Below are 12,031 nucleotides of genomic sequence, written 5' to 3'. Positions count from 1 at the left end.
TCCGTCAAGACTGCTTAATGAAATTCCCGGTTTATCTTCCGGCCATCCGGTTTGTGAACCGTATGTCTAATTGTTGAGCAGGAGGGGTAGAAGACGATGTGGAAGAAAATGAGCTGCGCGGTTCTGGCGCTGAGTCTGCTGCTGACCGCAGCCGGGCCGGCCGCTTGGGCCAAAGAGGAGAAGCCTCAGCAGGTTGATCTCGCTCCCAATGCGCAATCGGCTGTACTTATGGATGCGGACTCGGGCGAAATTATTGTGAACAAAAACATGGATACGAAGCTTCCGCCGGCCAGTATCACGAAAATCATGACGATGCTTCTCATTATGGAAGCCGTAGACAGCGGAAAAATCAAAATGACGGACAAAGTCAGCACCAGTGAATATGCGGCGTCGATGGGCGGCTCGCAAATCTTTCTGGAGCCCGGCGAAGAGATGAGCGTTGAAGAAATGCTCAAGGGTATCGCCATGGCTTCGGGGAACGACGCGTCCGTAGCGATGGCCGAGAAGCTGGCGGGCTCCGAGGAAAACTTCGTCGCGATGATGAATGAGCGCGCCAAGCAGCTCGGAATGAACAACACCCATTTCTCCAACTGCAACGGGCTGCCGACGGAAAATCATTATACCTCCGCGCATGATATCGCGATTATGTCGCGTGAACTTCTCAAACATACCGGCATCACGAAGTTTACCGGCAACTACCAAGACCATTTGCGGAAAGATTCCGCCAAACCGTTCTGGCTCGTCAATACAAACAAGCTCGTCCGTTTCTATTCGGGAGCCGACGGCCTGAAGACGGGGTATACGAGCGAAGCGAAGTTCTGCTTGTCCGCGACCGCTATCCGTGACGGTTTTCGCGTGATCGCCGTCGTGCTTGGCGAACCCAATACGAAAACACGCAATGCCGAAGTGACGAAGCTGTTCGACTACGCGTTTGCCCAGTATACGAATTTCCCGATCTTCAAGGCCGGAGACGCCCTCGGAGAGCTTAAGATCAGCAAGGGGGACGTGGCGTCGGTTCCTCTGACGGCAGCGCGTTCGTACAGCATTCTCATGAAAAAAGGCGAGGGCAAAGAAGGAATCCGCCACGAGCTCCAGCTTAACCAGGATCTGAAGCCGCCGATCGCCAAGGGGCAGCCTATCGGCAAAATCGTCGTGTACAAAAACAACGAAGTGCTGACGGAGTACCCGATCGAGTCTCCCGCCGAGGTCAAAAAAGCCGGCTGGTGGACGCTGATGAAGAGGTCGGCGCGCAGCCTGTTCGGCGGAGAATAAAGTCGCATTTTCCCGCTTCCGAAGAGCTTTTGGCGCTTTTCTTCTAGTTTTGTCAGCAGGCAGGAAATGCCAAAGGAATTGTAGAACTTGTGAGTCATGTGGGAAGGAGTGACATGGCACATGAGTTTGCAAATCGAATTTGAGCACAGAAGTAAAGCGCTGGTCGTTCGTCTGAAAGGGGAACTGGATCACCATACGGCCGATGTGGTCAAAACCCGCATGGAAGATGCCATTTTCCGGCAGGATACCAAGCACCTCATTTTGAGTCTGAAGGATCTTTCCTTCATGGACAGCTCGGGTCTGGGTGTCATTCTCGGGCGCTACAAGCAGATTACGGGTAAAGGCGGCCGCATGGTGGTTTGCGACATCTCTCCGGAAGTTTACCGCTTGTTCGAATTGTCGGGCATGTTCAAGATCGTAACGATTGAAGACAACGAGAGATCCGCGATCTCCAGTCTGGAGGTCGCGTTATGAGCGAATCGAATTTCATGAAGCTCCAATTCGCCAGCAGGTCCGAGAATGAAGCTTTCGCGCGTGTCGCCGTCGCTTCGTTCATTTCCCAGCTCGATCCGACCATGAACGAATTGACGGATATCAAGACCGTAATTTCCGAGGCGGTAACGAACTGCATTATCCACGGCTATGACAACAAACCCGACGGAGTCGTCACGATCGTAACGGAAATTGTGGATGATGAGGTCTATATCACCGTGGAAGACAACGGTGCGGGTATCGAAGATCTGGAAGAAGCCAAGCAGCCGCTGTATACGTCCAAGCCGGAGCTGGAAAGATCCGGGATGGGATTTACCATTATGGAGAATTTTATGGATGAGGTCGACGTGGTCACCGAAGTCGGTGCCGGCACCCGCATCCGGATGAAGAAGAGAATTGAATCCAAAAAAGCTTTGGTAAACTAGGGGTTTGATACGATGGATGTCGATTTGAAAGGTTCCTCGCACAGTTTCCTGGATGACAGTGAAGTCAAGCGTTTGATCGCACTCAGCCAATCGGGTGATTCGCTCGCCCGGGAACGGCTGGTTAATTCCAACATCCGGCTCGTCTGGTCCGTCGTTCAGCGCTTTCTGAACCGCGGCTACGAAGCCGAGGATTTGTTTCAAATCGGCTGCATCGGACTGCTCAAATCGGTCGACAAGTTCGACTTGTCCTACGATGTGAAGTTTTCGACCTATGCGGTTCCGATGATAATCGGGGAAATCCAGCGGTTTCTCCGTGACGACGGAACGCTGAAAGTCAGCCGATCGCTTAAAGAACTGGCCAGCAAAATCCGCAAGACCAAGGACGAGCTTTCCAAAGGCATGAACCGCCTTCCGACAATTAAAGAGGTCGCCGATGCGCTGGGGATTACGCCGGAGGAAGTCGTCTTCGCGCAGGAGGCGAGCAAGCCGCTTTCCTCGATCCACGAGACGGTGTTTGAGAACGACGGGGATCCCATCACGCTGATGGACCAGATCGCCGACGAAACCCAGGACAAATGGTTTGAGAAGCTGGCTCTTAATGAAGCCATCGGCGCTCTGAACGAAAGGGAGCGGCTGATCGTGTATCTCCGGTATTTCCGGGATCAGACGCAGTCGGAGGTCGCCAGCAGGCTCGGCATTTCACAGGTCCAGGTATCCAGGCTGGAGAAAAAAATATTGCAATCCATAAAAGACCAGATCGCTCAATAGCGCTCTGGTCTTTTTCTCTTTTTCCGAAGAAAAGCGAAAAAATCCACGATACGTCCGCCCCTGGAGCTGAAACGTTTCGTGGATCTGTCCCGGCCTCTGAAGCGGAGCCGGGATCATGCTTTGTTAGCGCACGGCCGCATCGTCCCGGAAGAAGAACGAAAGGCTGTAGATGCCCGCCAATCCGACCAGCGTATAAATAATGCGGCTGAAGGCGGAAGATTCGCGGTGCACTTCACCGCCGAAAATCGCGGATACCAGATCCCACTCGAAGATTCCTACGAGAAGCCAGTTCAGCGCGCCTACGATAATCAGGGTAAGAGCGATTCGAGACATGGGTGTTCACCACCTGTTTGGAAGTTGGAATAACCTTTTCGTTCCTAATGTTCCTCGGCGGGGATTTTTTATACATGACGAGTTTAAGCGGGACGCATCGCGTCAAAGTTTGGGAACGGTTCCTTGGATGATTCTGCCGAATGTGCCGCATACTACTGGCAAAAGGATGTTTTGGGGGGATGAGGGTTGAATCAAACCGCAGACGCCTGTCTCTATATCCGCTTGCGCCGCCGAATACGGATACCCGCACGGGAGCCGGTCACCTTGGGGAAGGTCGCTCAGATGATCGTCGAGCCCCGATATGAGAGCACGCTCCGGGAGCTTGTTCTGGTCCATCCGAAAGTCAAGGACGGCAATCGTATTCTGATCGATATGCTCGGCATTGTGGCGGCTGTCAAGAACGTGCACCCTCATTTGCAGATCGAACATTTCGGCGAACCGCATACGCTCGTGGAGATCGATTCGGGTTCCCGCAAACCCAACTTTCTGTTCCTCGCGGCGGTTTGGGTTCTGCTTTTTATCGGGTCGGGCCTTACCATTATGAATTTCCATGCGGACGTCAGCATGCTGGAGGTGCATCAGCGGGTGTACGAGCTTGTAACCGGCAAAAAAACCGAGCATCCGCTGTTTCTGCAAATTCCGTATTCGCTTGGAATCGGAATCGGCATGGCGGTTTTTTTTAATCATTTCTTCAAGAAAAAATTCAACGAAGAGCCGAGCCCGCTCGAAGTTGAAATGTTTACTTATCAGGAGAATATCGACCGCTATACGATAACCGAGGAATACCAGGCGTTAAACCGTGAGAAACCGCAGGAGCCTTCCTCTTGATTACGCTGCTGGGGTGGACGGCTGCCGTTGTGATCGGGCTTGCGGGGGGCATCGCGGTCGGCAGCGGAATGGTGGCTTTCCTGCTAGTGCTGGATATCATCCCGCGTCTGCTGCAGGTGAGCCGGGCTCAGAACCGCATCCGCAGCTGCGAGATCGCGGTCATTGCCGGCTCGCTATTTTTCACCGTTACGGATTTCTTTAACTGGACGCTGTCCGCTCCGGTCTGGTGGACGGGGATTTTTGGGCTGTTTGCCGGTGCGTTTATAGGCATGCTGTCCGCAGCCCTGACGGAAATTATCAACGTCCTGCCGGTACTCGCCAAACGGGTAGGCGTAACGTCCTATATGGTATGGCTGCTCACGGCCATGATCGCAGGCAAGGTTCTGGGCTCCTTGTTCGAATGGTTTATTTATTGAGGCTGAGGAGGAGTACGCATGAAGAAATTGATCGGTAAGATGGTAAAAGATAAAGACCGGAGGCACGCGGGACCGGGCGATGAGACCGGTCACGGTGACGCCGCCGGTGGCAGGATTAAACCTCCCGCTCTCCAGATCGATGAAGCGGGCAATCTCTTCGCCGCTCCGGAAGCGGAGGAGAACGCTCCATCGGGTACGGAGCTGAACGAAGAGACCGGAGATGCCGGACGTGAGGAACAGCCGCAAAGCCTGGCCACGGCTCCGGAAGATGCTCCGGAAAAAGAAGCGTCCGAACGTGCAGGGCGAGGGAATTCCGATCGCCGTAAGCACGAACCTGCGCAAGGGAATGCGGACGAATCCCGGCAGGAAGCGGCCCAGGGCAATCCCGCAGCAGGCGGAATGTCTGCCGGGAACCGCAAGGACGAAGCTACCGGCGACGGACGATCCGCAGGGGGGACAGGAGCGGGAAAAAGCCGCCGGCCCCGATTGGGTCAAGCGGATGAAGCCTCCGGCGACGACGATACCTCAGACAAGGAGCATGTCCGTTCCGGGGGCTTCCCCGAAGAAGATGCTTTCGGAATCAAGAAGCTTTTGAAGGATGGGCATAAGGGACCTATTCAAGCTTCTTTCTCCCGGAAAAATCCGGCTGCAGGTCAAGAAGAGGAGCAGGAGAGCGGAGGGCAGCCCGAGAAAGGCAGGGACAAAGACGCTAAGGCGGGCGGCAGTGGGAAAAACGCGGACTCGAAGGGGCGGAAGCGGAAATCCGGCGGCATGGGGGACGAGCAAAACCAAAAGGATAAGGAGCCGTCTAACGGCGATGCTTCCAAGCCCGAAGATGATCCCATCCCGCTTTCGATGCAGGAAGTCAATGACATGCTGGAGGAACGCTCCGGACTCGGGACCTCGTTCGACCTGGTGCTGCGCCAAATGGTATTCGGTTCGGTCCGGGTAGGCTTCTTTTATGTAAACGGGCTGGCCAAGGATCAGGTTCTGACCATGATTCTCGATAGGTTAAGTTACGCGGATCATGCGGCAATGGAGGAAAATCCGGCCGAGAGCCTGAAAGAGTATCTCATTCCGCATATCCAGGTGAATCCTTACCAAACGATGAAAGAAGTCATCGGCCAGGTTATGACGGGTGCGACCGGTATTTTTATCGAGGGGGAAAGCACGGCACTCGCCGTAGACGCCAAAAATTTCCCTGTCCGCTCCACGGAAGAGCCCGACCTTGAAAGAGTCGTGCGCGGATCCAGGGACGGATTCGTGGAAACGCTGATGACGAACGTGGCCCTCGTTCGTAGAAGAGTGCGCGATCCGAAGCTGCGGGTCGAGATCATGCAGGTGGGCAAGCGGACGAGCACGGATATCTGCATCGGCTATATCGACGATATAGCGAATCCCGAGCTGGTCGAAGCTATACGCGACAAAGTCAAAAACGTGGAGCTCGACGGCATTCCGCTGGCCGAGAAGCAGCTGGAGGAAGCGATTGTGGCGAAAGGGTGGAACCCTTATCCGCTGGTCCGCTACACGGAGAGGCCCGACGTTGCGTCCGCTCATCTGCTGGAGGGGCACGTAATTCTGATGGCCGATACTTCGCCCAGCGTCATGATCATGCCGTCGACGTTCTTTCATCATCTCCAGCACGCGGAGGAATACCGCCAGCTTCCCATCATCGGCTCCTATCTGCGCTGGGTCCGTTTTCTGGGGATAATGGCTTCGCTGTTTCTTCTGCCCTTATGGTTCCTGATGGTCCTGGAACCGGGTCTCAAACCGACCGGACTGGAATTCATAGGACCGCAAAATCCGGGCAAAATCCCCGTTCTGGTCCAGTTTCTTCTGGCCGAACTCGGGATCGATCTGATGCGCATGGCATCCGTCCATACGCCGACGCCTTTATCCGTGGCCATGGGGCTGGTAGCGGCTATTCTTATCGGAGACATTGCCGTCAAAACGGGGCTGTTCACGAATGAAATTATTTTCTACATTTCGATCGCGACGATCGGCATGTTTGCCACCCCAAGCTATGAGCTTAGTCTCGCCAACCGGATCGTCCGGCTTATCCTGCTGTTTTCCGTGGCGCTTTTCAAAGTTCCGGGTTTCGTCATCGCATGTACGGTGTGGCTGATGTTCCTGTCCCTCCAGCGTTCGCATACGGCTCCCTACATGTGGCCCTTCCTTCCGTTCAATGCGATGGGACTGCTGAATATCTTGTTCCGCCTGCCGGTGCTGAAGCACAAAACAAGGCTGAGCATCACGCGTTCGAAAGACGGAACCCGCCAGCCTGCGCCCGAATGACGGCGCGTCCGTTCCGGCTTGCCTCCTTCCGTGAAAGTTGTGTTGTCAGCTAAGTGACATTGTGTTACTTTAGTTAATAATGTAATGGAGAAACAAAACGGAAGCAGTCACGGATACGGATAACGAAGAGGGGAAACGGACGATGCATCTTCATGGAACAAGCCGAGTTAACGCTCAAGGCCATTTGGAAGTCGGCGGTGTGGATACCACGGAACTGGCCGCCCGCTATGGAACACCGTTATATGTTGTGGATGAGGCGCTCGTGCGCAGGCGCTGCCGCGAGTTTGTCGATGCTTTTCAGGCGTCCGGGTTAAAATTTCAAGTCGCTTACGCAAGCAAAGCGTTCTGTGTCATGGCGATGTGCCGCATCGTAGCCGAGGAAGGACTGTCCCTTGACGTCGTATCCGACGGGGAGCTGTTTACGGCGCTTCAGGCGGGTTTTCCTCCCGAGCGCATACACTTCCACGGCAACAACAAGACGCCGGCCGAGATTGAGATGGCGCTTGACGCCGGAATCGGCTGTTTCGTCGTCGATAACTTCACGGAGCTCCGCATGCTTGATGCGATTGCGGGTTCCAAAGGCAAGCGCGTACCGATTCTGCTGAGAATAACACCGGGCGTCGAAGCCCATACGCACGAATATATTTCCACCGGCCAAATCGATTCGAAGTTCGGATTCGACCTGGGGAACGGGGCCGCTTTCGAAGCGGTCAAACAATCCGCCGCGGCGGATCATCTGCTCCTGCTCGGCGTTCATTCCCATATCGGCTCGCAAATTTTCGAGGTCGAAGGTTTCCGGGTGGCGGCCGAGAAGGTAGCCCAGTTCGCCTCGCAGGTACGGGATGAGCTGAACGTGGTTTTCTCGGTCATCAACCTGGGCGGCGGCTTCGGAATCCGCTACGTGGAAGGTGACACGCCTTTGCCGATGTCGACCTACGTCGAAGCGATCGCGGAAGCGGTCAAAACCCGCTTCGAGGCCGTATCTTATCCGATGCCGGAGATTTGGATCGAACCCGGCCGGAGCATCGTCGGCGATGCCGGAACGACTCTATACACCGTAGGAACGAACAAGGACATTCCCGGCGTCCGTAAGTATGTTTCCGTAGACGGAGGCATGACGGATAATCCCCGTCCGGCCTTGTACCAGTCCCAGTACGAAGCGATGCTGGCAAACCGGGCTTCGGAGCCTTCACGGGAGACGGTCTCCATCGCGGGCAAGTGTTGCGAAAGCGGCGATATGCTGATCTGGGACGTGGAGCTTCCTCTTGTGCAGTCGGGAGATATTCTGGCCGTTGCCAGTACGGGAGCCTACAATTATTCCATGGCCAGCAACTATAACCGGATCCGCAGACCCGCCGTCGTTTTCGTAAAAGACGGAATGGCGGACGTGGCGGTCAAACGGGAAACGTATGAAGATCTGGTCCGCAATGATGTCGTGCCGGAACGGATGAAACAAATTCAGCCGGTCCGCTGAAGTCCGGATATCCGGGGGGATAATCTCCCGGAACGGCCAGCAAGCCGGAGGGCTGCCCTCCGGCTTGTTTATTTGTACATCCATCCAATATGGAGTACAATGAGAGAGATTGCTTTCACAATCATGAACCCCGCAATCCAAGCAGGAACCGATACATAAAAGGAGAGTGTCCCACATGGCAAAACAAGCGAAAATTACGATGGCAGGCGGCGGCGAAGTGCTGATCGACCTTTTTGAAAAGGATGCCCCCAACACGGTGGCAAACTTCGAGAAACTGGCTAATTCCGGTTTCTACAACGGACTTAATTTCCACCGCGTCATCCCGGGCTTCGTAGCCCAAGGCGGCTGCCCTCAAGGAACCGGCACAGGCGGTCCCGGATACACGATCGACTGCGAAATCAACCCGAACAAGCATGAGCGCGGAACGCTTGCAATGGCGCACGCCGGCCGCAATACGGGTGGCAGCCAGTTCTACATCTGCTACCAGCCGCAGCCTCATCTTGACGGCCAGCACACGGTTTTCGGCAAAGTAACCAAAGGCATGGAATTCGTGGACGCATTCAAAGGCCGCGACACGATGGAGAAAGTTGAAATCGTCGAAGTATAAGAATTGAACCCGAAAGCCCCTGACCAACCGCTGTAATGAAGCGGCCGGTCAGGGGCTTTTTATGATCAGGGCGTCGCGTCTTATTTCCGCGTACGCGACATCCAGCAGGGAATCCATGCCGGCCTGGTCAAGTTCGTGCCAGAGCCGTGCTTTGTCCCAACCGCAGGCTTTTAGTCCCTCGGGGAGTACATGGCCGCGCACGATAACAGGGATTGCGGAATCATCGCAGCGGGATGGGCTAGAAGGGACCTCCCCGGTCTTTTCGGCAGCTTTCAACTCAGTGTACGAGAAATCTGTATTCCGGTTCATTTATCCGGTTTCCCTCCTTGAAGAATGACCGCTGGGGTTTCGGACTGACATGAATAAGGGGAGGAACTGTATGTCCCGCATGTCGTGAATGACAGACCGCTTGCCTCTTGCTCCAATTTTTTCCGTTACGGCATACAACAATCATTCACGGACTGCCCTCAACTTTCATTCCGCGCGATATCCACAGGACAGACCTTATTCAGCCATTCCCGGCAGGGAGCGTTCTTATACGTTTTCCGACCGGACTAGTCAACTTGCCACTTGCATTTTGGAAATGACAATGGTACTATTCAGTCAACAATCGAATAAGATTGAATCAATCCTTCGGGGCGGGGTGAAAGTCCCTACCGGCGGTGTTGCCGCAGTACCGGTTATCCGGTCTGCAGCTCAGTCCGTGACCCGGCTTGTCTGATTTTTAAGCGTTCGAACGCAGGACAATCCGGCTGACTTGGTGAGAGTCCGAGACCGACAGTTAAAGTCTGGATGGGAGAAGGAGAACGAAACGATTCAGTCTGCATACGCAGCTTTACCTGCATTCTTGCGGAAAGAGCTTGTTTAAGTACATACGCGGCCTTACCGGCCGGTTTATTTGTGCTGTGAAGTTCTGAAGTCTATCCGCAGCGGTTCAAAAGACAGCGGGGCCGTCTGGCCTTGGCTTGCGCTTTTTTCCACTGCCGTTGATGCCGATGACGCCTTTTCCGCAAGATAGACACGAATGTCGGGTAGAAGCACGCTTCTTTGGCGTACCTGCCGGAGAATCCCGTAACCGGTCCCTAGGGTCCGGAGGTACTTTTTTGTACCCGCAGACTGGTTCCACGCACGTTCTTGCTATTCCAACCAACGCCCTTGTCCTAAACGGACAGGGGCTTTTTCAGGTTCAACATTTTGGCTTAAGCGGGAGAGACTAAAGGCAGGCGGCAAGCTTGACAATGCGGCAAGGGAAGAGCCCCTCCCGGTCCCCTTCCCGGCAAGAAAGGAGAACGTTCATGCTTCAACCTCTACAGGACGAAACCTATATGCGCGTGGCGCTGCAAATGGCCCAGGCGGCGCTCGGACAGACGGGCATCAATCCCGTCGTCGGCTGCGTCGTCGTCAAAGACGGCCGCATTGTCGGCATGGGCGCCCATCTGAAGCGGGGCGAAGGCCACGCGGAAGTGCACGCGCTGCAGATGGCCGGCCGCGAAGCCGAAGGCGCCACGGCTTACGTCACGCTGGAGCCGTGCAGCCACTACGGCAAAACGCCTCCGTGCAGCGACCGGCTAATCGAAAGCGGAATCCGCCGCGTCGTCGTCGCAGCCGTAGACCCGAACCCGCTTGTGGCGGGATCGGGAATCGCGAGACTGCGGAGCCGGGGCATCGACGTGGAGGCCGGTCTGCTCGCGGACGAGGCGAACGCCTTGAACGAGGCGTTCAACAAGTTTATCGTGACGAGGCTGCCCTTCGTCACGATGAAATCCGCGAGCACGCTCGACGGCAAGATCGCCGCCAAAACCGGAGACAGCAAGTGGATCACCGGCGCGCCCGCCCGCGAGCTCGTCCACGCGATGCGGCACCGCCACGCCGCGATCATGGTCGGGATCGGCACGGTGCTTGCCGACGATCCCGAGCTGACCACCCGGCTGAGCGTGCCGGCGCTCCACCCGCTGCGAATCGTGGTCGATTCGCAGCTCCGGACGCCGCTGTCCGCGCGGGTGCTGCGGCGGCAGGATGAGCGGCCGACGCTCATCCTGACCACCGCCGGCGCCGATCCGGCCAAGCGCGAAGCGCTTGAGGCGCTCGGCGCCGAAGTGCTGGCGTGCGGGGGCGGCCCGCACGTCGATCTCCCGCTCGCGATGCGGCTGCTGGGCGAGCGGGAGGTGCCCTCCGTCCTCCTGGAAGGCGGAGGACGGCTCAGCGGGGCGATGCTGGAGAACCGCCTGGTGGATAAGGCGGTGCTGTTTTTCGCCCCGAAATGGATCGGCGGCGGGCCGGAGGCGCCGGACAACGCGTCGTTCGCCGGATTCGGCCGCATGAGCGAGGCGATCCGGCTCGCGCGGATGACCGTCGACACCGTCGGCGAAGACGTCTGTCTCACGGGTTACCCGCAGTACGCCGAGGAGGAGGCTTCATCATGTTTACCGGATTAATCGAAGAAATCGGCGTCATGCGCCGCATACACAAGCAGGGGCAGGCGATGGTCCTGACCCTCGGCGCGCGCCTGGTGCTGGAGGATGTGAAGCTCGGCGACAGCATAGCCGTCAACGGCGTCTGTCTCACCGTCGTCGCTTATGACAAGGAAACCTTTTCCGTCGACGTCATGCCGGAGACGTACCGCAAAACGAACCTGGCCGCGCTTCAGACGGGGGCACGCGTCAATCTGGAACGGGCGATGCCGGCGAACGGCCGTTTCGGCGGCCATCTCGTGCAGGGGCACGTGGACGGCACTGCCCGGATCCGGGCCAGAACGCCGGAGGAAAATGCGGTCGTCTACCGGCTGGAGCCGGATGACCCCGCTATTCTGCGCTATATGATCGCGGGCGGCTCCATCACGATAGACGGCATCTCGCTTACGCTTACGGATGTGACCGACAGCACGTTTGCGGTATCGATCATTCCGCATACGCTGGCCCAAACGATTCTCCAGGACAAACAGCCCGGGGACGGCGTGAACATCGAATGCGACGTGCTTGGGAAATATATTGAAAAACTGCTCCGCACGGGTATGTCCGTGAAGACACATTCCCATACCGGACAGGGCGGGATGACCGAAAAGTTTTTGGCGGAGAACGGATTTTTCTGAAGATAAGCTCAACGGTATTTTTTTGAAGGAGGG

General features: G+C 56.2%; 13 protein-coding genes and 1 riboswitch. Of the genes, 11 read left to right on the top strand and 2 right to left on the bottom strand.

What is annotated here, in order from left to right:
• The first annotated feature begins 96 nt into the window (after positions 1–96).
• The 4 genes from C4S74_RS09955 to sigF all read left to right on the top strand — a co-directional run bounded on the left by C4S74_RS09955 (position 97) and on the right by sigF (position 2,957).
• A complete protein-coding gene (locus C4S74_RS09955; protein ID WP_103995169.1) occupies positions 97–1,272 on the top strand; it encodes a D-alanyl-D-alanine carboxypeptidase family protein in 1,176 nt (391 codons plus the stop codon).
• Positions 1,273–1,392: 120 nt separating this feature from the next.
• Positions 1,393–1,746, top strand: coding sequence for an anti-sigma F factor antagonist (gene spoIIAA, locus C4S74_RS09950; protein ID WP_009674398.1), 354 nt, complete (start codon positions 1,393–1,395; stop codon positions 1,744–1,746).
• The gene (gene spoIIAB / locus C4S74_RS09945) at positions 1,743–2,189 is read left to right on the top strand and encodes an anti-sigma F factor (protein ID WP_103995168.1); all 447 of its coding nucleotides are present in this window, start codon (positions 1,743–1,745) and stop codon (positions 2,187–2,189) included. The genes spoIIAA and spoIIAB overlap by 4 nt, the downstream gene beginning before the upstream one ends.
• A 12-nt stretch (positions 2,190–2,201) precedes the next feature.
• Positions 2,202–2,957, top strand: coding sequence for an RNA polymerase sporulation sigma factor SigF (gene sigF, locus C4S74_RS09940; protein WP_009674438.1), 756 nt, complete (start codon positions 2,202–2,204; stop codon positions 2,955–2,957).
• Between the two features lie 123 nt (positions 2,958–3,080).
• Here sigF and C4S74_RS09935 read toward each other — a convergent pair whose 3' ends face one another.
• Positions 3,081–3,290 (bottom strand): DUF378 domain-containing protein, encoded by a 210-nt coding sequence (locus C4S74_RS09935; RefSeq protein ID WP_103995167.1) that lies wholly within the window; start codon positions 3,288–3,290, stop codon positions 3,081–3,083.
• A 186-nt stretch (positions 3,291–3,476) separates the two neighbouring features.
• Here C4S74_RS09935 and C4S74_RS09930 point away from each other — a divergent pair, with 186 nt between their 5' ends.
• The 5 genes from C4S74_RS09930 to C4S74_RS09910 all read left to right on the top strand — a co-directional run bounded on the left by C4S74_RS09930 (position 3,477) and on the right by C4S74_RS09910 (position 8,910).
• Positions 3,477–4,118 (top strand): stage V sporulation protein AA, encoded by a 642-nt coding sequence (locus C4S74_RS09930; protein ID WP_181024372.1) that lies wholly within the window; start codon positions 3,477–3,479, stop codon positions 4,116–4,118.
• Entirely contained in the window at positions 4,115–4,534 is a 420-nt protein-coding gene (locus C4S74_RS09925) for a stage V sporulation protein AB (protein WP_103995166.1), read from the top strand. Before C4S74_RS09930 ends, C4S74_RS09925 begins: the two co-directional genes overlap by 4 nt.
• 18 nt (positions 4,535–4,552) lie before the next feature.
• The gene (locus tag C4S74_RS09920; RefSeq protein ID WP_103995165.1) at positions 4,553–6,829 is read left to right on the top strand and encodes a spore germination protein; all 2,277 of its coding nucleotides are present in this window, start codon (positions 4,553–4,555) and stop codon (positions 6,827–6,829) included.
• Positions 6,830–6,971: 142 nt separating this feature from the next.
• Positions 6,972–8,303: a diaminopimelate decarboxylase gene (gene lysA / locus C4S74_RS09915; RefSeq protein ID WP_103995164.1), complete on the top strand. Its 1,332-nt coding sequence runs from the start codon at positions 6,972–6,974 to the stop codon at positions 8,301–8,303.
• Positions 8,304–8,478: 175 nt separating this feature from the next.
• The gene (locus tag C4S74_RS09910; protein WP_103995163.1) at positions 8,479–8,910 is read left to right on the top strand and encodes a peptidylprolyl isomerase; all 432 of its coding nucleotides are present in this window, start codon (positions 8,479–8,481) and stop codon (positions 8,908–8,910) included.
• A 48-nt stretch (positions 8,911–8,958) separates the two neighbouring features.
• Here C4S74_RS09910 and C4S74_RS09905 read toward each other — a convergent pair whose 3' ends face one another.
• A complete protein-coding gene (locus C4S74_RS09905; RefSeq protein ID WP_103995162.1) occupies positions 8,959–9,219 on the bottom strand; it encodes a YetF domain-containing protein in 261 nt (86 codons plus the stop codon).
• A 316-nt stretch (positions 9,220–9,535) separates the two neighbouring features.
• Positions 9,536–9,718: riboswitch (FMN riboswitch) on the top strand.
• A gap of 487 nt (positions 9,719–10,205) precedes the next feature.
• Between C4S74_RS09905 and ribD the strand changes: the two genes are divergently transcribed.
• Together ribD and ribE are read left to right on the top strand one after the other, a co-directional pair.
• A complete protein-coding gene (ribD, locus tag C4S74_RS09900) occupies positions 10,206–11,345 on the top strand; it encodes a bifunctional diaminohydroxyphosphoribosylaminopyrimidine deaminase/5-amino-6-(5-phosphoribosylamino)uracil reductase RibD (protein ID WP_103995161.1) in 1,140 nt (379 codons plus the stop codon).
• Positions 11,330–11,998, top strand: a complete 669-nt coding sequence (ribE, locus tag C4S74_RS09895) for a riboflavin synthase (protein WP_103995160.1) — start codon at positions 11,330–11,332, stop codon at positions 11,996–11,998. The genes ribD and ribE overlap by 16 nt, the downstream gene beginning before the upstream one ends.
• The last annotated feature ends 33 nt before the right edge of the window (positions 11,999–12,031 follow it).

It is taken from the genome of Paenibacillus sp. UNC499MF, from assembly GCF_900107975.1.
Taxonomy (GTDB): domain Bacteria; phylum Bacillota; class Bacilli; order Paenibacillales; family NBRC-103111; genus Paenibacillus_F.
This window is presented reverse-complemented; position numbering and strand designations above follow the sequence as displayed.

Bases quoted from the DNA above. Each gene is read 5' to 3' on its own strand.
- spoIIAB (WP_103995168.1), top strand. From the start codon at position 1,743: ATGAGCGAATCGAATTTCATGAAGCTCCAATTCGCCAGCAGGTCCGAG.
- ribD (WP_103995161.1), top strand. From the start codon at position 10,206: ATGCTTCAACCTCTACAGGACGAAACCTATATGCGCGTGGCGCTGCAA.
- lysA (WP_103995164.1), top strand. From the start codon at position 6,972: ATGCATCTTCATGGAACAAGCCGAGTTAACGCTCAAGGCCATTTGGAA.
- spoIIAA (WP_009674398.1), top strand. From the start codon at position 1,393: ATGAGTTTGCAAATCGAATTTGAGCACAGAAGTAAAGCGCTGGTCGTT.
- sigF (WP_009674438.1), top strand. From the start codon at position 2,202: ATGGATGTCGATTTGAAAGGTTCCTCGCACAGTTTCCTGGATGACAGT.
- C4S74_RS09955 (WP_103995169.1), top strand. From the start codon at position 97: ATGTGGAAGAAAATGAGCTGCGCGGTTCTGGCGCTGAGTCTGCTGCTG.
- C4S74_RS09935 (WP_103995167.1), bottom strand. From the start codon at position 3,290: ATGTCTCGAATCGCTCTTACCCTGATTATCGTAGGCGCGCTGAACTGG.
- ribE (WP_103995160.1), top strand. From the start codon at position 11,330: ATGTTTACCGGATTAATCGAAGAAATCGGCGTCATGCGCCGCATACAC.
- C4S74_RS09910 (WP_103995163.1), top strand. From the start codon at position 8,479: ATGGCAAAACAAGCGAAAATTACGATGGCAGGCGGCGGCGAAGTGCTG.
- C4S74_RS09920 (WP_103995165.1), top strand. From the start codon at position 4,553: ATGAAGAAATTGATCGGTAAGATGGTAAAAGATAAAGACCGGAGGCAC.
- C4S74_RS09905 (WP_103995162.1), bottom strand. From the start codon at position 9,219: ATGAACCGGAATACAGATTTCTCGTACACTGAGTTGAAAGCTGCCGAA.